The 18131-nt window shown below is 59.0% G+C and carries 23 protein-coding genes and 1 pseudogene; 13 read left to right on the forward strand and 11 right to left on the reverse strand.

The window, feature by feature from the left end:
* Positions 1–71: 71 nt before the first annotated feature.
* Positions 72–1052 (forward strand): hypothetical protein, encoded by a 981-nt coding sequence (locus CFB10_RS02760; protein WP_020012772.1) that lies wholly within the window; start codon positions 72–74, stop codon positions 1050–1052.
* Positions 1053–1264: 212 nt separating this feature from the next.
* On the opposite strand, the gene thrS is transcribed toward CFB10_RS02760, so the two are convergent.
* From thrS to CFB10_RS02780, 4 genes are all read right to left on the reverse strand, one after another.
* Positions 1265–3268, reverse strand: coding sequence for a threonine--tRNA ligase (thrS, locus tag CFB10_RS02765; protein WP_020012773.1), 2004 nt, complete (start codon positions 3266–3268; stop codon positions 1265–1267).
* Positions 3269–3394: 126 nt separating this feature from the next.
* Positions 3395–3919: a DUF1697 domain-containing protein gene (locus CFB10_RS02770; protein WP_020012774.1), complete on the reverse strand. Its 525-nt coding sequence runs from the start codon at positions 3917–3919 to the stop codon at positions 3395–3397.
* On the reverse strand, positions 3916–4275 hold the full coding sequence (gene yidD, locus CFB10_RS02775) for a membrane protein insertion efficiency factor YidD (protein WP_020012775.1): 360 nt from the start codon (positions 4273–4275) through the stop codon (positions 3916–3918). Before yidD ends, CFB10_RS02770 begins: the two co-directional genes overlap by 4 nt.
* A 3-nt stretch (positions 4276–4278) precedes the next feature.
* Positions 4279–4725, reverse strand: a complete 447-nt coding sequence (locus CFB10_RS02780) for an iron-sulfur cluster assembly scaffold protein (RefSeq protein ID WP_026364143.1) — start codon at positions 4723–4725, stop codon at positions 4279–4281.
* A 283-nt stretch (positions 4726–5008) separates the two neighbouring features.
* Between CFB10_RS02780 and folE the strand changes: the two genes are divergently transcribed.
* The 4 genes from folE (at position 5009) to CFB10_RS02800 (ending at position 7641) form a co-directional block, all read left to right on the forward strand.
* On the forward strand, positions 5009–5635 hold the full coding sequence (gene folE, locus CFB10_RS02785; protein WP_003495569.1) for a GTP cyclohydrolase I FolE: 627 nt from the start codon (positions 5009–5011) through the stop codon (positions 5633–5635).
* Between the two features lie 125 nt (positions 5636–5760).
* Entirely contained in the window at positions 5761–6213 is a 453-nt protein-coding gene (hisI, locus tag CFB10_RS02790) for a phosphoribosyl-AMP cyclohydrolase (RefSeq protein WP_020012776.1), read from the forward strand.
* A 95-nt stretch (positions 6214–6308) separates the two neighbouring features.
* Positions 6309–7247 carry a patatin-like phospholipase family protein gene (locus CFB10_RS02795; protein ID WP_003508061.1) on the forward strand — a complete coding sequence of 313 codons (939 nt, stop codon included), beginning with the start codon at positions 6309–6311 and terminating at the stop codon, positions 7245–7247.
* A gap of 46 nt (positions 7248–7293) precedes the next feature.
* Positions 7294–7641: a hypothetical protein gene (locus CFB10_RS02800; protein WP_020012777.1), complete on the forward strand. Its 348-nt coding sequence runs from the start codon at positions 7294–7296 to the stop codon at positions 7639–7641.
* Positions 7642–7675: 34 nt separating this feature from the next.
* Here CFB10_RS02800 and CFB10_RS02805 read toward each other — a convergent pair whose 3' ends face one another.
* Positions 7676–8110, reverse strand: a complete 435-nt coding sequence (locus CFB10_RS02805) for a CBS domain-containing protein (protein ID WP_003508059.1) — start codon at positions 8108–8110, stop codon at positions 7676–7678.
* Between the two features lie 154 nt (positions 8111–8264).
* A complete protein-coding gene (locus CFB10_RS02810) occupies positions 8265–9002 on the reverse strand; it encodes a rhomboid family intramembrane serine protease (protein WP_020012778.1) in 738 nt (245 codons plus the stop codon).
* 354 nt (positions 9003–9356) lie between these two features.
* Here CFB10_RS02810 and CFB10_RS02815 point away from each other — a divergent pair, with 354 nt between their 5' ends.
* The 4 genes from CFB10_RS02815 (at position 9357) to CFB10_RS02830 (ending at position 12067) form a co-directional block, all read left to right on the forward strand.
* The gene (locus tag CFB10_RS02815; RefSeq protein ID WP_020012779.1) at positions 9357–9899 is read left to right on the forward strand and encodes a PAS domain-containing protein; all 543 of its coding nucleotides are present in this window, start codon (positions 9357–9359) and stop codon (positions 9897–9899) included.
* A gap of 184 nt (positions 9900–10083) precedes the next feature.
* Positions 10084–10701 (forward strand): PilZ domain-containing protein, encoded by a 618-nt coding sequence (locus CFB10_RS02820; protein WP_003508056.1) that lies wholly within the window; start codon positions 10084–10086, stop codon positions 10699–10701.
* Positions 10702–10824: 123 nt separating this feature from the next.
* Positions 10825–11022 (forward strand): DUF1993 family protein, encoded by a 198-nt coding sequence (locus tag CFB10_RS24285; RefSeq protein WP_371258466.1) that lies wholly within the window; start codon positions 10825–10827, stop codon positions 11020–11022.
* A gap of 436 nt (positions 11023–11458) precedes the next feature.
* The gene (locus CFB10_RS02830) at positions 11459–12067 is read left to right on the forward strand and encodes a transglutaminase-like cysteine peptidase (protein ID WP_003523403.1); all 609 of its coding nucleotides are present in this window, start codon (positions 11459–11461) and stop codon (positions 12065–12067) included.
* Positions 12068–12149: 82 nt separating this feature from the next.
* Here the strand turns inward: CFB10_RS02830 and CFB10_RS02835 are convergent, their stop codons facing one another.
* Together CFB10_RS02835 and CFB10_RS02840 are read right to left on the reverse strand one after the other, a co-directional pair.
* Positions 12150–12584 carry a DUF1489 family protein gene (locus tag CFB10_RS02835; RefSeq protein WP_020012781.1) on the reverse strand — a complete coding sequence of 145 codons (435 nt, stop codon included), beginning with the start codon at positions 12582–12584 and terminating at the stop codon, positions 12150–12152.
* A gap of 65 nt (positions 12585–12649) precedes the next feature.
* Positions 12650–14053 (reverse strand): L-serine ammonia-lyase, encoded by a 1404-nt coding sequence (locus CFB10_RS02840; RefSeq protein ID WP_003508052.1) that lies wholly within the window; start codon positions 14051–14053, stop codon positions 12650–12652.
* On the opposite strand from CFB10_RS02840, the gene CFB10_RS02845 reads away from it, so the two are divergent.
* On the forward strand, positions 14052–14441 hold the full coding sequence (locus CFB10_RS02845; RefSeq protein ID WP_161974088.1) for a hypothetical protein: 390 nt from the start codon (positions 14052–14054) through the stop codon (positions 14439–14441). The genes CFB10_RS02840 and CFB10_RS02845 overlap by 2 nt on opposite strands.
* 126 nt (positions 14442–14567) lie before the next feature.
* On the opposite strand, the gene CFB10_RS23960 is transcribed toward CFB10_RS02845, so the two are convergent.
* A complete protein-coding gene (locus CFB10_RS23960) occupies positions 14568–14708 on the reverse strand; it encodes a hypothetical protein (protein WP_003508051.1) in 141 nt (46 codons plus the stop codon).
* Positions 14709–14711: 3 nt separating this feature from the next.
* On the opposite strand from CFB10_RS23960, the gene CFB10_RS02850 reads away from it, so the two are divergent.
* Positions 14712–15062, forward strand: coding sequence for a hypothetical protein (locus CFB10_RS02850; RefSeq protein ID WP_026364145.1), 351 nt, complete (start codon positions 14712–14714; stop codon positions 15060–15062).
* 9 nt (positions 15063–15071) lie between these two features.
* Here the strand turns inward: CFB10_RS02850 and CFB10_RS02855 are convergent, their stop codons facing one another.
* Together CFB10_RS02855 and CFB10_RS02860 are read right to left on the reverse strand one after the other, a co-directional pair.
* A complete protein-coding gene (locus CFB10_RS02855; protein ID WP_003508049.1) occupies positions 15072–15836 on the reverse strand; it encodes a phosphodiester glycosidase family protein in 765 nt (254 codons plus the stop codon).
* Between the two features lie 107 nt (positions 15837–15943).
* A complete protein-coding gene (locus tag CFB10_RS02860; protein ID WP_003495552.1) occupies positions 15944–16105 on the reverse strand; it encodes an entericidin A/B family lipoprotein in 162 nt (53 codons plus the stop codon).
* A gap of 192 nt (positions 16106–16297) precedes the next feature.
* Here CFB10_RS02860 and CFB10_RS02865 point away from each other — a divergent pair, with 192 nt between their 5' ends.
* The gene (locus CFB10_RS02865; RefSeq protein WP_020012785.1) at positions 16298–17074 is read left to right on the forward strand and encodes a formyl transferase; all 777 of its coding nucleotides are present in this window, start codon (positions 16298–16300) and stop codon (positions 17072–17074) included.
* A gap of 88 nt (positions 17075–17162) precedes the next feature.
* Positions 17163–18085, forward strand: a pseudogene (locus CFB10_RS02870) (methylenetetrahydrofolate reductase).
* Positions 18086–18131: the final 46 nt, after the last annotated feature.

An 18131-nucleotide genomic window follows, 5' to 3' on the forward strand; every position in this document is an offset into this window, starting at 1 on the left:
GGGCCTTGAAATAGCCATGGCATTGGTTTTGAAGTGATGCGGGAAAATCAAGAAGTCAATCGGTATCGAAAATGTCGGCAATCAAAATCGCGGCACGTCTGGCCATTGCATGTGCTGCGCTTGGCCTTTTATCACAGGCCGCTTTTTCGCAGGATGCCTTTAAAGACTTCAAGCAGCTCGGCGGCACGCCGAAAATGCCGAAACTCAACGCTTTCACCGCCCCTTCCGCACCCAATGCCCCCGCAAGCACCGCGCGCGACATCGCCATGGAAGCCAAGCTGACGAGCGAAGGCGAAGCGGTGAAGGAAGGCCTGTCCTGGCGCGTTTTCAGCCCCATTCCGGGCGCTGACGGCAAATTGCCGATGCTGGCAAGCTCCGAGGGCGGCTCGGCCCATTTCAATCTGGTACCCGGCGAATATTTCGTCAACGTCGCCTTCGGCCGTGCGGGCGTGACCAAGAAGCTCAACATCCCAACGTCCGGCAACGTTCAGAAACAGGTGCTGATTCTCGATGCCGGCGGCTTCGTGCTGAACGCGGTTGCGGGTTCCGACAAGCAGATTTCCGGCACCCAGCTCAAATTTTCCGTCTATTCGTCCGACGCCCGGCCGGATGGCGAACGCGGCCTCGTCATGGCCGATATCAAGCCCAACACCATCGTGCGGCTGAATGCCGGCACCTATCACGTGGTTTCCGAATACGGCAACGTCAATGCGGTGGTGCGCGCCGACATTCAGGTGGAAGCCGGCAAGCTGACCGAAGCGACACTGCAACATCAGGCCGCGCAGATCACCCTCAAGCTCGTGTCCGAAGAGGGCGGCGAAGCCATTGCCGATACGGCCTGGTCCGTGCTGAACGGCGGCGGCGACGTGGTGAACGAAAGCGTCAGCGCGTTTTCGACCATGGTATTGGCGGAAGGCGAATATACAGCCATCGCCCGCAACAAGGACAAGGTCTACCAGCGTAACTTCAAGGTCACCTCGGGCAGGGATTCGGATGTGGAAGTGCTGATGAAGGATCAGGCGCCGGAAGATATGACCGGGGATTTCGAGTAAACGTCAAGACTCTCGAATTCATCCTCAGCCTTCAGGATGATGACTCTCCGTCTTACGCGCGACGTCATCCTTGGGCTTGTCCCAAGGATTTAAACACGTCCAATTCAATCGAGACGTTGCAGATGCTCGGGACAGGCCCGAGCATGACGGAAGAGAGCTTTCAGGACTTTGCCCACAAACAAAACGGCCCCCGAAGGGGCCGTTGTTTTTTATCAGGCAACCTGCTTCTTCGCCGCAAGCTTGCGCTTCACATCCGGCGGCGTCGCCTCGTCCACGAGGCTTGTAATGGCCTCCTCGAGCGACATCGACGTCTGGTTCTGCGAACCGAGACGACGGATGTTGACGGTGCGCTCTTCCGCTTCCTTGCGGCCGCAGACGATGATGACGGGAACCTTGGTCACCGAGTGCTCGCGGACCTTGTAGTTGATCTTCTCGTTGCGGAAGTCGGTCTCGACCGCCATACCCGCCTCGCGCAGCGCTTCGGCAACCTCGCGGCCGTAATCATCGGCATCCGAGGTAATCGTGGCGACCACGACCTGAAGCGGCGCGAACCACAGCGGCATGTGACCGGCGAAGTTCTCGATGAGAATACCAAGGAAGCGCTCCATCGAACCGCAGATGGCGCGATGGATCATCACCGGCTGCGTCTTTTCGGAGTTCTGGTCGATATAGAAGGCGCCGAAGCGTTCCGGCAGGTTGAAGTCCACCTGCGTCGTGCCGCACTGCCACTCACGGCCGATGGCGTCCTTCAGCGTATATTCGAACTTCGGCCCGTAGAACGCACCCTCGCCCGGCAGGATGCCGGTCTTGATGCGGCCGCCGGACTGTTCCTCGATGGTCTTCAGAACATCCATCATCACGCTTTCGGCGCGATCCCAGAGATCGTCGGAACCAACGCGCTTTTCCGGGCGCGTGGAGAGCTTGACGACGACTTCGCTGAAGCCGAAATCCTCATAGACGGAGAGGATCAGGTCGTTGATGCGCAGGCATTCCGCCGCCATCTGCTCTTCGGTGCAGAAAACGTGCGCATCATCCTGCGTGAAGCCGCGAACGCGCATCAGGCCATGCAGAGCACCCGAAGCCTCGTAACGATGCACGGTGCCAAATTCCGCAAGACGGACAGGCATTTCGCGGTAAGACTTCAAGCCATGCTTGAAGATCTGAACGTGACCGGGGCAGTTCATCGGCTTCAAGGCAAAGACACGCTGATCGGCTTCCTCGTCATCGGGATGGGTGAAGGCATGGGCGGATTTCACCGCAAACATGTTTTCCTGATACCAGCCCCAGTGACCGGAGGTTTCCCACAGCGACTTGTCCAGCACCTGCGGCGCGTTGACTTCCTGATAGGTATTGGCGAGCCGGCGGCGCATATAGGCCGTCAGCGTCTGGAACATGCGCCAGCCCTTGCCGTGCCAGAACACGACGCCCGGGCCCTCTTCCTGGAAATGGAACAGGTCCATTTCGCGGCCGAGGCGGCGATGGTCGCGCTTTTCGGCTTCGGCCAGAACATGCAGATAATTGTCCAGCTCTTCCTGCGTCGCCCAGGCGGTGCCGTAGATGCGCGACAGCATCGCATTGTTGCTGTCGCCGCGCCAGTAAGCACCCGCCACCTTCATCAGCTTGAAGGCGGTGCCGACCTGCCCGGTGGACGCCATATGCGGGCCACGGCAAAGATCGAACCAGTCACCCTGGTAATAGATCTTCAGGTCCTGACCTTCGGGGATCGCATCAACCAGCTCGACCTTGTAGTTCTCGCCCTTGGCGGCGAAGACTTCCTTGGCCTTTTCGCGCGACCAGATTTCGCGGGTAAACGCCTTGTTGCGCTGAATGATTTCCTTCATGCGCTTTTCGATCTTCGGCAGATCTTCCGGCGTGAAGGGTTCGTTCTTGGCGAAGTCGTAATAAAAGCCGTTCTCGATCACCGGGCCGATCGTCACCTGCGTGCCGGGCCACAGCTCCTGCACGGCCTCGGCCATGACGTGGGCGGCATCGTGGCGGATGAGTTCCAGCGCACGCTTGTCTTCACGCGTGACGATCTCGATTTTGCCATCGGTGATGGTCTCGGACAAATCGCGCACGGTGCCGTCAAGCGCAATGGCGACGGCCTTCTTGGCAAGCGATTTGGAGATGGATTCGGCAACTTCGCGGCCGGTCGTACCGGGGGCGTAGCTGCGCACGGATCCATCGGGAAATGTAAGGGAAATGGCTTCAGACATCGTCTCGTGCTCCTGTCCAGTCCCGCCAACGAATGCGGGTGGTGTTGGAATAATGATCTGCCCGCTGAAAACGGACAGGCAGGCTGATAAAGACTTTTGCCATTCCAGTCAAAGGTGAAGGGTCGTTCAGCGAAGCATTTCCGCGAGACCATTGACCGTATTGGCGTTGCGGCTCGTGCCGATACCGAGCCTTTTGGTGGTCAGGACCGGGAGAAGCCGGCTCTCGCTTGGCTTTCCCAGAAAATCGATCCATAAATCACCGCCAACAACGGCGATCTTCTCCTGCCGGCGATATTTTTCGAGAAATCCGAGAACCTCCTCGCCAAGCGGTTCACGCATCACCCGAACGCAGACATCGGATGGATTGCCGTCCGTAAACGGATTTTCAGCCGCCAGTTTCAGCCAGTCGCGAGCCGGGCGAACCATGATATCGACATGTTTGTCGAAACGCTTTTCGAAGGCGCGCTCCAGCCTGTCCTCGATCTCGCGAACGGAAGCATCCTCCGCACGAAAGACCAGGTTTCCGGTGGCGACAAGCGTCCGGCACTCGGCAAATCCCAGTTCTTCAGCCATTGCGCGCAGATCGGCCATGATGAGCCGCTTGCCCGCGCCAAGGACGATGCTGTGCAGCAGCGCCACATGATCCTTCATCGACGCAGGCTCCAGTATCGCCAGGGCGCCCACCAGCGCCTGGTGCTGCCGAGCGCTTCCGGCACCGGGTCCAGCCCGCTTGTGCCCCCCGGCCCGCAGCGCGCAACGCGAAACAGCGCCATCCATCCGCCCGCCCAAAGCCCGTGGCGGGCGATGGCCTCATAGCCATATTCGGAACAGGTGGGGATATGGCGGCAGGAGTTTCCGATGAAGCCGGAAAGCGTCAATTGATAAAGCCGGATAAGGCCGACACCAAACAACCGCCCCGGCGTTTTGGCAAAGCCGCCCGCCCAGTTGCGGGATCGGCCCGCTTTTTTTGCCGTCTGCTGATGCCGGCAGCCCGGTTCGCCGCACATGGCCTAACCTGCGGCGTTCAAAGCCGGTCGGCCTTCGATCTGGTCGAGCGCATCGACCACCGCTTCAAAGGTCAGCATGGTGGAGGCGTGGCGCGCCTTGAAATCGCGCACGGGCTGAAGCACCCGCATGTCTTCGAAACGGCCTGCCGGCCCCTCGCCGCCCTGTTTCAGCATGGCGAGCATATCTTCCCGCGCTTGGCGGATTTCGCCGCTGGAAGCGCCGATGATGTGATGCGCCATGATGGAGGCGGAGGCCTGGCCGAGCGCGCAGGCACGCACCTCGTGGGAAAACGCCGTCACGATGCCGCCTTCGACCTTCAGATAAACCTTGAGCTTGGAGCCGCACAGGCGCGAGTGTTTTTCGGCGCTGGCGTCGGCATCTTCAAGAACACCCGTCAGTGGAATATTCCCGGCAAAGTCCAGAATGCGATTATTGTAGATATCGTCCATCGTCAGGTGCCCGGCGCGCTCAAGATTGCCCAAAAACAGGACAGGTCAAATTTTTCAAACACAGCGTTTGTCGCAGTGAAGCTTTCCTGCCCTTCATTCTCATTATATGCTAACGAGCTTTCTGGACATCAAGCCGTGATGAAATTAACGGCTCCGATACCGAAATAACAGCATCGGTCTTGCCAAAATGCTGTAAAACAACCAGATAGCAGCAACTGCGAACAAGAGTTCGCGATGAAAAACGAATTCAGGTGCGGCCTTTACCCGCATCGGGAGAGACGGAATGGATGCGATCGTGAAGAATTTCCCCGGCGCTGGCGCAAAACCCGACGTGGCAGAAGCTCGCCCAAGCCAGGCCGAAGCGGAAGAAGCAGTGCGCGTTCTTTTGCGCTGGGCAGGAGAAAATCCCGCCCGCGAAGGACTTCTGGATACGCCGAAGCGCGTCGCCAAGGCCTATCGCGAGCTTTTTGCCGGTTATGAGCTGAACGTTCAGGACGTGCTCGGCACGACCTTCGAGGAAGTCGGCGGTTATGACGATGTGGTGCTGGTGCGCGACATCCCCTTCTTCTCCCATTGCGAGCACCACATGGTGCCGATCGTCGGCAAGGCGCATGTGGCCTATCTTCCGGCCGGCCGCGTGCTTGGCCTGTCGAAGATCGCCCGTGTCGTCGAAATCTTCGGCCGCCGCCTGCAGACGCAGGAAAACATGACAGCGCAGATCGCAAGATCGATCGAAGAAACGCTGAAACCGCGCGGCGTGGCCGTCATGATCGACGCCGAACATATGTGCATGTCCATGCGCGGCGTAAACAAGCAGGGATCCACGACGCTGACCACCAGCTTCACCGGCACGTTCAAGAACGATCCGGCCGAGCAGGTCCGCTTCATGACCATGGTGCGCAACCGCTAGGCATCGGACCGGAAAGTGTAGCGCGGGCTTCAAAAAAATCCCGATGCTCAGACAAATTTGGAGTGGCGGAGTGATCTCATTTTCCCCGCCGCTCTGAAACCTTCCGCTTTTCTCCCGGGGTAACCATGTCCATTTCGTTTCCGTCCGCGCCTGCGGACAAGGAAGTGCTCGAAAACGCAGGTCTCTTTTCGCCAAAATTCGATGCCCACGGTCTCGTCACCGCCGTGGTTACCGATGCACGCGACGGCGAATTGCTGATGGTCGCCCATATGAATGCGCAAGCCCTGTCGCTGACGCTGGAGACCGGCATCGCCCACTATTACAGCCGTTCACGCGACAAGATCTGGAAGAAGGGCGAAACATCGGGCAACCTGCAGACGGTGAAGGAATTCCGCACCGATTGCGATCAGGACGCCGTGTGGCTGAAGGTCTCCGTCGCCGGCCATGATGCGACCTGCCATACCGGCCGCCGCTCGTGCTTTTATCGCACCGTCGAGCTTTCCAATGGTGATGCTGTGACAAAGATCACCGACGACACCCGCCATTTCGATCCGTCCACGACCTATTCGGACAAATAAACGGCCACCTTCCATCGGCCGCACCAATTTGCTACCAATATAGCGGGCTCCGGGGACAAGGGCGGAGCCTTACAGAATTGGCAGGGAGTGCGGTCATGTTGGGATGGGGAAATCGTCACAATCATCTTGCGGCTGGAAATCCCGAAGCCACCGGCAATGAGCCGCCCGTCACCCAGATCGTCGACAAACACCGCATAGCGCTCGCCCTTGGCGGCGGCGCGGCCCGCGGCTGGGCCCATATCGGCGTCCTGCGGGCGCTGGACGAGGCTGGCGTGAAGATCGGCATGATCGCCGGCACGTCCATCGGAGCGCTGGTGGGCGGTTGTTATCTCGCCGGCAAGCTCGATGAGCTGGAGGAATTCGCCCGCTCGCTGACGATGCGCCGCATTGCCGGCCTGCTCGATTTGACGATCGGCGGGGGCGGTCTTTTTGGCGGCATGCGGCTGACCAAGCGCATGCAGGAGCATCTGGAAGGCCTGCGCGTCGAAAACCTCGACCATCCCTTCATCGCCGTCGCCACGGAGCTGCGCACAGGCCACGAAGTGTGGATCCATCAGGGCGATCTCGTCACCGCGCTGCGTTCATCCTATGCCCTGCCCGGCATTTTCGAACCCGTGCAATGCAACGGCCGCACGCTGATTGACGGCGCGCTCGTCAATCCCGTGCCGGTGTCCGTCTGCCGCGCCTATGAGCAGGCGCTGGTCGTCGCCGTGAACCTCAACTACGATCTGTTTGGCCGTTCCGCCGTGGTCAAGCACGCGGCCTCACCGCATGGCGGCGGCACACCGCCGGTGGAAACGGCGCCGCGTCCCGGCCTGCCGGGCGTCATGGTGCAGGCCTTCAACATCATTCAGGACCGGATTTCGCGCTCGCGTCTGGCGGGCGACCCGCCCGATCTGATGCTTCATCCCCGCATCAACCATATCGGCCTCTCGGAATTCCATCGCGCCAGCGAAGCCATCGACCGGGGATATGAGGAAACGCGCTCCCGTATTCCGGAGCTTGAGCGCATGCAGCAGGCGTTCCGGCGCTAATACCCTGCTTTTAAAAGCGTCTCCAAAGCCCAGATATGGTGAGACTATGTATTGGTATATCTCGGTCCTGCCCCCGACCGACAAAAACATATCTTGCGACACGAATCGATTGATCGGATTTCTGGAGGGACAGCCTGAGCTCAAACGGAAAAACGATGTCACCTTTACGTCGGCGGAAAGTCAGCCCTGGATCGACATCGTCATTGTGAAAGAAGAGGCCGATGGCAACTGGTCCAGCAGCGGCAAATTCATTTCACAGTTCAATCGGGTTGAAATTGTCTGCTCTGACTATGAGACGCAAGACTTCTACGTGGAAATATCGGCAAAAATAGCCGACTTTCTTCAATGGCGACTTGTTACCAAGGGCGATGCGTGCGTCCCGGCCCGAGATTGAACCTTTTCCAGCCATCTGACGCCGGGACGCAAGATCAACCGGCAATATAGGCCTTGATGTGCTCCGCTTCGGCTTCGATCTCGCCAATCCGCGCCTTCACCACGTCACCGATGGAGATGATGCCGGCAAGACGGCCGTTTTCTTCAACAGGAACATGCCTGAAACGTCCGCCCGTCATGATTTCCATCAGCTCATCGGTGGTGGAATTGTGATGACAGCGAATGACATTCTTGGTCATGGCCACCGAAACGGATTGCTGGAGGGAAGCGGCGCCCTGGCCCGCCACGATCTTCACCAGATCGCGTTCCGTGAAGATGCCGAGAACGACACCATCGGCGTCGGTCACGACGACGGAACCGATCTTATGCGCATTGAGCGTTGCCGCCGCTTCACCGATGCTGACCTCCGGACCGACAGTCACGACGTCCCGGCCCTTGCGGTCGAGAAGATCCTTTACGAATGTTGGCATGCCTTCCTCCTCTTTTCAGCGATACGCAGCGCCGCAGTCTCCCCCGGCGGTTGCAAATCATGGGATATGGTGCGCTGAGGTCCGCATGAATGCAATCCCGGATGGGACGCGCGAAAGCAAATTTGCGCCACGGCCGACAAGGAGCGTGATCGGCTCAGGCCAGTCGTCGATCGAAAAGCCCGAAGAACAGGAAGCCGAGCAGAAAGCCGAAGACATGGGCATCCCAGGCGATTTCACCGCCGACATCGCCGAACAGCGGCACGCCGACCGCAATCAGCACATTGCCGAACAGCCACATCAGCGTGAAGATCAGCACGGTGCGGTTGGAAAGCGCCCCAAGAATGCTCTGCCGCGGCATCAGATGGCCGAAGGAGGCGCTATATCCGCCACGCGCCGGGAAAGCGAAGCGGCAGGCCGCCCCCATCAGCGCCGAAACGACACCCGACGCGCCGATCAGCACCGTCACATCGCCCCAGTTCAGCGCCGCATGACCGAAGGCGGAAACGGCGGCGGAAATGCACCATAACAGCACGAAGCGCACTGTTCCGATCCGGCGCAGAACCGGCGCGCCGAAGGCCATCAGCCACAATCCGTTAAAGAGAATGTGCTCGATGCCGCCATGCAGGAAAGAATAGGTCACCGGCGTCCAGAGCCATTCCAGCCCCTGCTGGGAAAACGGCACCGCATAGCGCAGCGGAATGAAGCCGAAGGTGAAGATGAACCAGCCATTGCCTTCCTCCGAAAGAAGATAGGCGGGAACGACATAGGCGACGATCAGCGCGGCCAGGATGCCGACCAGCAGCGATGGCAGGTTGAAGACGGGATCGTTCGTGTCGTCTTTCGGCTCCGGCGTTTCCGAAACCGGCGGCTGTTCGCCGTCCCCGTAGGACATGATCCCATCCCTGTCTTGGTCGAATTTTGCGTTCCCCGAGCAATATAGGAAGCCCGAACGAAAAAAAAGCCGTCCCGCCTTTGAAGCGCGCGACGCCCAAACCGCAATCGGTCAAGACGCCGGGCCAGGGATGGTCCGGCTTGTGGGCCCGCCGTAAAATAACGGGCGGCGCCATCGAATTGTGCTGACGGAGCTTTCCCCGACATGGCCGCACCGATGCCACGACCATTGTCGCCATTCAATATCAACCCTTTGTTAACCTTAACAAATCCAGTTGGCACGAAATTCGCTACACCTCCGGATACAGACGTTCGGATGGACATGATGTCCCAAAAACGAACATGGAGAGATGCTATGAAGAGCATGGCCGGACTGGACATATATGCCTATTGGGATGAACTGCGCGGCAAGCGATCGGCCCCTCGACGCGAGGACATCGATCCCGCAAAGCTGAAACATCACCTCGGCGATCTTTTCATCCTCACTGACAAGGGAGAGAACACCCCGTTCTTCCGCCTTGCCGGCACACGTCTCTGCGACCTGTTCGGCCGCGAGCTGCGGGATCGCCCGTTTTCGGAACTGTGGCATCCGGCAAATGCCGTTTTCCCCTGCCGCGTCGCGCGCGGCATCCTGCACCACCAGTTGCCCGTGGTCTTCGATCTGGAGGCGGAGGACAGCCATGGCGCCGCACCGCAGGCATATGAAATGCTGCTCCTGCCGCTGCACACGGATCCCGACGCCGCGCCGCGGTTGCTCGGGGCGTTGCTTCCGGAGCGGCCGCGACATGAATTCGCCGCGCCCATCCAGCATCTGTCAATGAAAAGCAGCCGCCTGCTGCGCCTGGACATCGCGCCGGCAGAATATCCCACGGATACGCTGCGCGCCGAAAGCTGCTGACCGACCTGTTTCACCGCTCCCGCCCCGGTCTGAAAAAGGTGCGGCAGCATCGAAATCTCAAAAAAATAGGTCAGAACTGTAACGATATTGCCGATCAGAAAAATTGTAGAGATTAAACAATACAGTCTGTTAACTCGCGCAAGGTAGAAACTTACCATCATCATTCATCACAATTGCGCTGCTCATGTTTTCGTCTCGTTCGGTCAACACCGCCCAAATCCTGCGTCCGGTTGAGGAAGCTCATCTTGACGACGCCGTCCGCGTGTCCTTCACCGGCCGCCTGATGTTGCCCGACCATGAAGAATATGATTGCACCGCGACCGAGATGACCGCCGAAAGAGCGCAGTTCACCTGCTCGGGCATTGCCCGCCACGGAGACCGCGTCATCGCCTATCTCCAGCATATCGGCCGGATCGAAGGCACGGTGACATCGCTCACCGCATCGGGCTTCCTCATCGCCATCAACGCGCCGGAGCGCAAGCGGGAAAAACTCGCCGCCCAGCTGGCATGGATCGCCAAGCGCCAATTGCTCGGCCTGCCGGAAGACCGCCGCCACGACCGCCTGACGCCGCGCAACGCGAGAGCCCAGCTTGTTCTGGAAGACGGCGTGCTTGTCGCCTGCCGACTGATCGACCTTTCCCTGTCGGGCGCCGCAATCGAGATCGAAAACCGGCCGCCGCTCGGAAGCCGGGTCCAGCTCGGCAAAAACATGAGCGGCAAGATCGTGCGCCATTTCATGGAAGGCGTCGCCGTCGAATTCGACCGCGTCCAGTCGCCCGACGCGCTGATTGAATTTCTCTAGAACGTTCCACTGAATACGGCAGGTTTTACGTCCGTAAGAATAGGTGCGGCGGTTGGCGCGCTTTGCGCTCACCCCAGCCGCATGATTGAGAAGATTCCCGGACCACGGTTTGGCAGCATATCCATGCTCCGCCCTTCGCGGGCCGTATCGGGTTCAAAAGCCGCTTATGGCTTCCAGCGCCTTATTTTCCACTTCTCGCTGCCGAACTTCCATTTTCATGCCCTGACCGCGCGACATCCTGCGCGCATACTCGGCGTACCGGTCGGAAGAGGTGATTATCAGCGACAGCTGTGCGGCAGATCGGTCCACCATAGTCGGTAAAAAATAAGCGCGGTAGAACATGTCTCGCCCTGTCCACGGCACGAAAAAGCGCCCTGCAAAACATTTTTCCAGAAAAAATGCAGTTTTTTTGAAGTTTTTTTGCCGCTTTTTCCGGCCTGTCCCAGCCTGAAACAGCCATCCCAAAACGGGAAATCCGTGCCTGTGATACGCTCCGCCAACTGGCTGCACAGGGCTCCTCAAATATCTCCGCGCCGAAAATCGCTTTCAATACAGGGGCCTAAATGGCTACCAAAAACCTAAGGGTGAGATGCGTAAAATTGTAATAAAATTTGCTTCAAACACGCATAAAAACTAATTCGAATACAGTTCAAAACAACCGCTAATTTGCTGAAATTTAAGCTCAAATTGCGCTTCGCAAATTTCCGCCGGGTCAAAATATACCTGCGAATGTCTTCTCAACACGGGGAGACAAGCAATGAACAAGAACAACCGTTTCGTTTTCACTCTGATCGCATTCATCGTCAGCGCCTTCGCGCATCAGGCAAGCGCTTCGCCGGCCGCCGTCATGCGCGTCATCGGCAAGGCCAATCCGCCGATCGGCCACTATGAATTCTGCCAGACCTATCAGAGTGAATGCCAGCCGACATCGCTGGACAACGGCCCGATGAAACTGACCGAAGAGCGCTGGAAGACGATGCTCGACGTCAACTACACCGTCAACACCACCATCACGCCGATGACCGACATGGAAATCTATGGCGTCGAAGAGCGCTGGGCCTATCCGACCACGGTGGGCGATTGCGAAGACTTCGTGCTTCTGAAGCGCAAGATGCTGATGAACAAGGGCTTCTCCGCCTCCAACCTCTTGATCACCGTTGTTCTGCAGCCGAATGGCGAAGGCCATGCCGTTCTGACCGTCCGCACCGATCGTGGCGATTTCGTTCTCGACAACATGCGCAACAAGGTCATGAACTGGTCGGAAACCGAATACACCTACCTGAAGCGCCAGGACACCGCCAATCCCGGCCGCTGGGTAAAAATTCAGGATGGTCGCGCCACAACTGCGGTCGGCGGCATCAACTGAACCAACAAACGACCCGTCTCCCCAAACGAAAAAAGCCGGCTTCCTAAAAGGGGCCGGCTTTTTCATTTCCATCCGTCAGGCGTCAGAGCAGACCAAGCTCGGCCAGTTCCCGCCGGAGATCGGAAGGCATATCCTCGCCGCCCGCGCCGCCGCCGAGATCTCGTGGCGCTTCATCGTCCTTCAGGTAACGCCAGCCCTGAAACGGGCGTTTTGGCGCAGGTGAGGTTTCGATGACCTCTGGGCCGAGAATGAGATCGCAGCGGGAAATACCGTCTTCGCCCTTGAAGGAGCGGATATCGAGAAGTTTCTGTCGCGCCTGTACCTGTCCCTTGATGACCCAGTAGAGCGAACCGCCCTCGAGCAATTCCTCGACACGTTTCGGGATCATCCGGGTGGTGTGAACGCTGTGCGGCTCAAGGCCTGCGGCAATTGCGGTCAGCGCGCGATGCGCGACCCAGTCTCTCAAGTCCTGGATTGAATCCGCGCCGACGCAAAGTTTGATGAGATGTAGAGGCATGGTTCTATCAATGCCTTTTTGCAGCGGGCGTCAAGCATGGCAACCCTGCCTGACGCCCTGCCCGCTCAGCACTCCACAACGTTCACGGCAAGGCCGCCGGTGGAGGTTTCCTTGTATTTCTCGCTCATGTCGTTGCCGGTCTGGCGCATGGTCTCGATACAGGCATCAAGCGGCACGAAATGCTGGCCGTCGCCCTTCAGCGCCAGCGAGGCCGCCGTCACCGCTTTCACCGCGCCCATGGCGTTACGTTCGATGCACGGCACCTGCACAAGCCCGGCAATCGGATCGCAGGTCATGCCGAGATGATGTTCGAGTGCGATCTCGGCGGCATTTTCCACCTGCTCCGGCGATCCGCCCATGACTGCGGCAAGGCCCGCCGCCGCCATGGCGGAAGCCGAGCCCACCTCACCCTGACAGCCCACTTCCGCGCCTGAAATCGAGGCATTGTGCTTGATGATGCCGCCGATGGCGGCCGCCGTCAGCAAAAAGTCGCGCACATCATCGACGCTGGCATCCTCATGGAAGTGCCGGAAATATCTGACGGTCGCCGGCACGACACCTGCCGCACCATTGGTCGGCGCGGTCACCACGCGGCCGCCGGCGGCGTTTTCCTCGTTAACGGCCATGGCGTAAACGCTCAGCCAGTCATTGGCCATGACAGGGTTCAGCCGGTTGCTGCGCCATTCCGCATTCAGCTTCTCGTAAATGGAGCGGGCGCGGCGGCGCACCTTCAGGCCGCCAGGCATGATGCCGTCCACTTTCAGACCGCGCTCAATGCAGCCGTTCATGGCTTCCCAGATCTGGTCGAGGCGCTCGTTCAGCTCCTCGCGGGAAACCACCGTCTCTTCATTGGCGCGCTTCATCTGGGCGATGGTGCGGCCGGAACGGGCCGCCATCTCAAGCATTTCCCGCGCCGTCCCGAAGGGATAAGGCACGCGCGGACCATTATCGATGGTCTTGCCGCGCTGCTTGATCGCCTCAAGTTCCGTATCGGTCACGACGAAACCGCCGCCGACGGAATAATAGATGCGCTTGATGAGCAGCCTGCCCTGATTGTCGAAGGCGGAGAAGATCATGCCGTTGGCATGGCCGGGCAGCGGGTTCTTCTTGTCGAAGATCAGATCTTCTGCGGGCCGAAACTCGTAGGACGGATGGCCGGGCGGCGTTACCGTGCCGGCCTTCTCCACCGCATCGATAATGGCGTCCATCGCATCGGGATCGACAAGATCCGGCCGCTCGCCGGTGAGGCCGAGAATGACGGCACGGCCGGTGCCGTGGCCAATGCCGGTAAAGGCGAGAGAGCCATGCAGGCTGACCTTCAGCTGCGCAACGGCTGCACCCGCCGGCCGCGGCCACTCATCGCTGAGGATCAGCGCCAGGAAGCGGTTTGCAGCCGTCATCGGCCCCATCGTGTGGGAGCTCGAAGGACCGATACCGATCTTGAAGACGTCAAAGACCGAAAGAAACATGAAGTTCGCCCTGAATAAGAATGGATTCCTGCATCATCATATCCAAAGCCGAAACGGATCGCCACAAAAGAGCGTCAGCGGTTTGCGCAGCTGCGACATGAGCGTCCCAGAAACGAAAACAGCACGGTTTCCAGAGGAAAACCGCGCCGTTTCAAAACCCGTCATTCAGGAGAGATGCTTATGGGCTGCCAAAAATGTACGTCAATGCGAGAAAAGCGGCAAAGCCTGCAAGTGCGCGCAAGGTGACGCCCCAGCAGGATTTCTGAGCGGTTTCTTCCATGATTACTCCAGCTATTCACTCTCCGGGGGATCTTCAAGACCCGGCCCGTTGAGGCAAGCATTTATTAAAATCCGGCGGCGAACGCAAATGCAAAAAGCGGCTAAATGAAGGCGTTTTCGATGGGCTGCCATTCGCCCCGTGCATAGGTATGTGAAAAAACAAGGTGTTAGCGCGGCGCGCAAAAAGACGTCATTTCGGGCTTCGCCGCAATTTAGGCTAAAGTGTAACCGTTATTTAAAGCTTTCCTACAAACGCCTGTTGAAAACCCTCGCGACCGAACACGTTGCAGTCGAATTTCTTCCACTGAAGCGTCGCGCCTTGAAAGGCCGCCAGTGCTGCTTTATCGACGATGGCAACGGCAACGATGCGAGTCACCCCATGCAGCAGGCATCCTCCTTTCCCGACCGTGAAACGGTCGCGTCGAAGCTCACTTCGCTGACAAGCGAAGATAAAGCGTGGGTGCTGCTGTTGATGGAAAACGCCCTGCAGGACGAAAACCTGCTGGCTGGCCTCAATCTTTATCTCGACCAGCAGACCAACGCCCGTTTCCTGAACAGCCTGAAGCTGGAAACGACCGGCGAATGGCTTGGCGGCAATGCCCCTTCCCGGTTGCAGATCCGCATCACGGAAACCGCAAGAGCGAGCCAGCACCCCGCCTATATCGCCTTCCGCAAAGGGCTGACGGCATCGGCCGGTCTCGAAAAAGCCTATCCCAAGGCGCCGATCTGATCTTTTCGGCTAATCCGGCACCCGATCGACAACGGCGATGATCGGCCCCATGGGAAACAGCGAATCCCGGCGGTTCATCGCAGGAATATCGACGCTGGATATCGTGCCGTCGAGATAGAGCGCATTCGGCGCATCCAGCACGTCCCTGAACAGCGTGGCGAAATCATAAAAGCGCACGGTATTTTCCGAAATGGCGAAATGCACCATGCCGTCGCGGGAGACGCCGACGCCGTTGCGTCGCTTCAGGCTGTCGCTATCGGGCAGGAAGCGCGGATGCAGCTTGCCGTCGATTACCAGCATCGGCCCGGACTGGGTGGCGAAATCGGCTTTCGGATCCGCCGCCAGATAGGCTGCGGTTTCCAGCACGCCAGCCTTTGCACCCTTCAGATAAAATACGCCGTTCGGCAAAAGGTGAAAATTGCCCCAGCCGCCCCGGGTGCTGAGCGGCGAACGCTCCACCCCATTTTCAATGTAGAGGCCGACGGGCGAATAGTCGGAATGATACATGCCGCCATTCATGGCGAAGATGCTGAACATGTGCTGCCGCCACAAGGCCGACGACAGGTCGGCGAAACTGCGGTATCCCTGCCCGGAGACATGGTCGCGGTCATAAATGCGGATGGCGTTCCTTGCCGGATCGAAACTGCAGACGGTGTAGCGCCCGCCCGCATGGTCGATGGCCTTGCAGAAATCCGGCTGCCCACCGGCCTGCGCGGAGAATGGCAACAACAACGGCAGCAGCGCCTTTGCCAGTTTCTTCATCGATGAAATCATGCCCGCCCCTTTGATTCTCGTCAGGCGAACATTCGCAGGGAAATTCGGTCAAAGAAAAGGCGTCACCCGGGTTTTCGGGTAACGCCTTTCCGGGAGGGGAGCCTTGATTAACGACGCGCTGCGCGGTCCACGTTGCGGCCGGCATCCTGCGTCGCGTCAACGGCGTTTGCCGTATCCCGGCCCATGCCGCGAATGGTATTACCGCAGGAGCTGAGGGTGACGACAGTCAGCAAAGCCACGAAAACGGTCGAAAGAATGCGTGTGATCATGTGAAACTACTCCCCTATGACTTGCCGTCCAAAGGCAAGCGCCAATGTGATATGCGTCACAATAACGTGAGTCCCAAAAAACGGTTCCAGCAGCATTTCAAAAAATCCTGTCGATGAAAATTAACATGGTTTTGAAGTTCACGAGTGACACTCGGCAACTGCATCATGGCTTAGGAAAATCCCGTGGGTGATATGACTGACATCAACAATCGGCTTCTGGTGATGACGGCGGGCGGCGTGAACCCCAATGTCATGATCAATGCTCTGGCTGCCCGATTTCCCGATATCCACGTCTTCATGGAGCAGCCGGAAAGCAAGTCAGTCATTCTCAGGCGACGCGCGCGACGGCTCGGTTGGGTTGTCGCTGCGGGCCAGATGGCGACGATGATCGCCTCACGGCTCGGCAAACGCTTCACGGTTCGCAGAAGCAACGAGATCATCGCCGAACACGGCCTTTCTCCCGATCTCCACCACAGTCTTCCCGTTACGCAATTCGCCTCGCTCAACGATGAGGAATGCCGCAAGGCCGCCAATCTGCTGCAACCGGCGGCGATCTTTACCATTTCGTGCCGTCTGCTGAGACCCGCCACGCTGCAGGCCCTGCAATGCCCGGTCATCAATTTCCACGCCGGCATCAACCCCGCCTATCGCGGGCAGATGGGCGGTTACTGGGCGCTGGTCGAAAAGGACCGCGGCAATTTCGGCGCGACCGTGCATCTGGTCGACAAAGGCGTGGATACCGGCGCCACACTCTACGAGAAGCGGCTGAAACCATCGCCTTCCGACACGATCGCCACCTATCCGCTGCTTTTGACCGCCGCTTCGGTGGATATCGCCGTCAGCGCCATCGAGGACGCGCTTTCCGGCAGCCTCGCCCCGCAGCCGCCCTCACCCGGCAAATCGGTGCTGCGTTTTCCGCCGACCATCTGGACCTGGCTGTGGAACGGCCTGACGAAACGGATCTGGTGAAACCGCGGTCAGGGAACCGGGTGAGCTTCGTCGCAGATGCAAGCCTGTCTTGCCGCAACAGGCACAGACTTCGCCGAAAAATCGGTGCATGATAATAAAAAGGATCATGCACAAATTGCCCGATATTTCCGCCGCTTCCATCATTCCCGCCTCCATCGAAGCCTCGCCCGCGCAGGTGCTTGGCGTAACCGACCTTGACGGTCTCTTTCCGCGGGGTGTCCGCGTCTATCTTACCGACACCGGAGCCGCCTCGCAGGAAAAGCTCGTTGATGCCGCAGGACATTTGCGCGACCTCGGTTATGAGCCAGTGCCGCATCTTGCAGCGCGGCGCATACCCTCCCGCACGGGGTTTGAGGAACAGGTGAGACGGCTTGCCGGAGAAGCGGGTGTTACGGATGTTCTGGTTGTCGGCGGCGGTGTCGACCGGCCGGCCGGTCCCTTCGCATCCAGCATGGACATGCTGTCATCAGGCATTTTCGACCGTTGCGGAATAAGGCGGATCGCCATCGCCGGCCACCCCGAAGGCAGCCCGGATTTCAACGACGACACGGCGATGGCCGCACTCAGGCTGAAACGTGATTTTGCAGAAAGAAGCGATGCTGTGAAATGCGCATCGTCACGCAATTCGGTTTCGATCCCGCGCGTTTCATCGCCTGGGCGGAAGGTCTAACGGCGTCAGGCATCGATTTGCCGGTGCATATCGGCGTTTCCGGCCCGGCCAAGATCACGACGCTCTTGAAATATGCCGCGCTCTGCGGCGTCGGCAATTCCATTGCCTATCTCAAGAAAAACGCGCTTTCCCTGACGACGCTGGCGAAGGGGCATTCGCCGGAAAGCATCGTCGGGCCGATCGAACGGCACTGGCAGGCCAATCCGCAGGGGCCGATCCGGCAGATTCACGTCTTTCCCTTTGGCGGATTGCAGAATTCGGCCGACTGGCTGGTCAAGCGTGGAAGCTGGCAAACCGGCGGCGCGGACCGTTCGGCATCACAGGATTCGATGGCGGGCTGAAAGCCGCCATCCTGACAGCGCGACGGGCCACGGCCGCCGCGCACTA

Source organism: Agrobacterium sp. 719_389 (assembly GCF_900188475.1).
GTDB lineage: Bacteria > Pseudomonadota > Alphaproteobacteria > Rhizobiales > Rhizobiaceae > Agrobacterium > Agrobacterium radiobacter.

Excerpts from the sequence above, each read along its gene's own strand:
- CFB10_RS02760 (WP_020012772.1), top strand. The coding sequence starts at position 72 with ATGTCGGCAATCAAAATCGCGGCACGTCTGGCCATTGCATGTGCTGCG.
- thrS (WP_020012773.1), bottom strand. The coding sequence starts at position 3,268 with ATGTCTGAAGCCATTTCCCTTACATTTCCCGATGGATCCGTGCGCAGC.
- CFB10_RS02770 (WP_020012774.1), bottom strand. The coding sequence starts at position 3,919 with ATGAAGGATCATGTGGCGCTGCTGCACAGCATCGTCCTTGGCGCGGGC.
- yidD (WP_020012775.1), bottom strand. The coding sequence starts at position 4,275 with ATGTGCGGCGAACCGGGCTGCCGGCATCAGCAGACGGCAAAAAAAGCG.
- CFB10_RS02780 (WP_026364143.1), bottom strand. The coding sequence starts at position 4,725 with ATGGACGATATCTACAATAATCGCATTCTGGACTTTGCCGGGAATATT.
- folE (WP_003495569.1), top strand. The coding sequence starts at position 5,009 with ATGGATGCGATCGTGAAGAATTTCCCCGGCGCTGGCGCAAAACCCGAC.
- hisI (WP_020012776.1), top strand. The coding sequence starts at position 5,761 with ATGTCCATTTCGTTTCCGTCCGCGCCTGCGGACAAGGAAGTGCTCGAA.
- CFB10_RS02795 (WP_003508061.1), top strand. The coding sequence starts at position 6,309 with ATGTTGGGATGGGGAAATCGTCACAATCATCTTGCGGCTGGAAATCCC.
- CFB10_RS02800 (WP_020012777.1), top strand. The coding sequence starts at position 7,294 with ATGTATTGGTATATCTCGGTCCTGCCCCCGACCGACAAAAACATATCT.
- CFB10_RS02805 (WP_003508059.1), bottom strand. The coding sequence starts at position 8,110 with ATGCCAACATTCGTAAAGGATCTTCTCGACCGCAAGGGCCGGGACGTC.
- CFB10_RS02810 (WP_020012778.1), bottom strand. The coding sequence starts at position 9,002 with ATGTCCTACGGGGACGGCGAACAGCCGCCGGTTTCGGAAACGCCGGAG.
- CFB10_RS02815 (WP_020012779.1), top strand. The coding sequence starts at position 9,357 with ATGAAGAGCATGGCCGGACTGGACATATATGCCTATTGGGATGAACTG.
- CFB10_RS02820 (WP_003508056.1), top strand. The coding sequence starts at position 10,084 with ATGTTTTCGTCTCGTTCGGTCAACACCGCCCAAATCCTGCGTCCGGTT.
- CFB10_RS24285 (WP_371258466.1), top strand. The coding sequence starts at position 10,825 with ATGCTCCGCCCTTCGCGGGCCGTATCGGGTTCAAAAGCCGCTTATGGC.
- CFB10_RS02830 (WP_003523403.1), top strand. The coding sequence starts at position 11,459 with ATGAACAAGAACAACCGTTTCGTTTTCACTCTGATCGCATTCATCGTC.
- CFB10_RS02835 (WP_020012781.1), bottom strand. The coding sequence starts at position 12,584 with ATGCCTCTACATCTCATCAAACTTTGCGTCGGCGCGGATTCAATCCAG.
- CFB10_RS02845 (WP_161974088.1), top strand. The coding sequence starts at position 14,052 with ATGAAGTTCGCCCTGAATAAGAATGGATTCCTGCATCATCATATCCAA.
- CFB10_RS02840 (WP_003508052.1), bottom strand. The coding sequence starts at position 14,053 with ATGTTTCTTTCGGTCTTTGACGTCTTCAAGATCGGTATCGGTCCTTCG.
- CFB10_RS02850 (WP_026364145.1), top strand. The coding sequence starts at position 14,712 with ATGCAGCAGGCATCCTCCTTTCCCGACCGTGAAACGGTCGCGTCGAAG.
- CFB10_RS02855 (WP_003508049.1), bottom strand. The coding sequence starts at position 15,836 with ATGATTTCATCGATGAAGAAACTGGCAAAGGCGCTGCTGCCGTTGTTG.
- CFB10_RS02860 (WP_003495552.1), bottom strand. The coding sequence starts at position 16,105 with ATGATCACACGCATTCTTTCGACCGTTTTCGTGGCTTTGCTGACTGTC.
- CFB10_RS02865 (WP_020012785.1), top strand. The coding sequence starts at position 16,298 with ATGACTGACATCAACAATCGGCTTCTGGTGATGACGGCGGGCGGCGTG.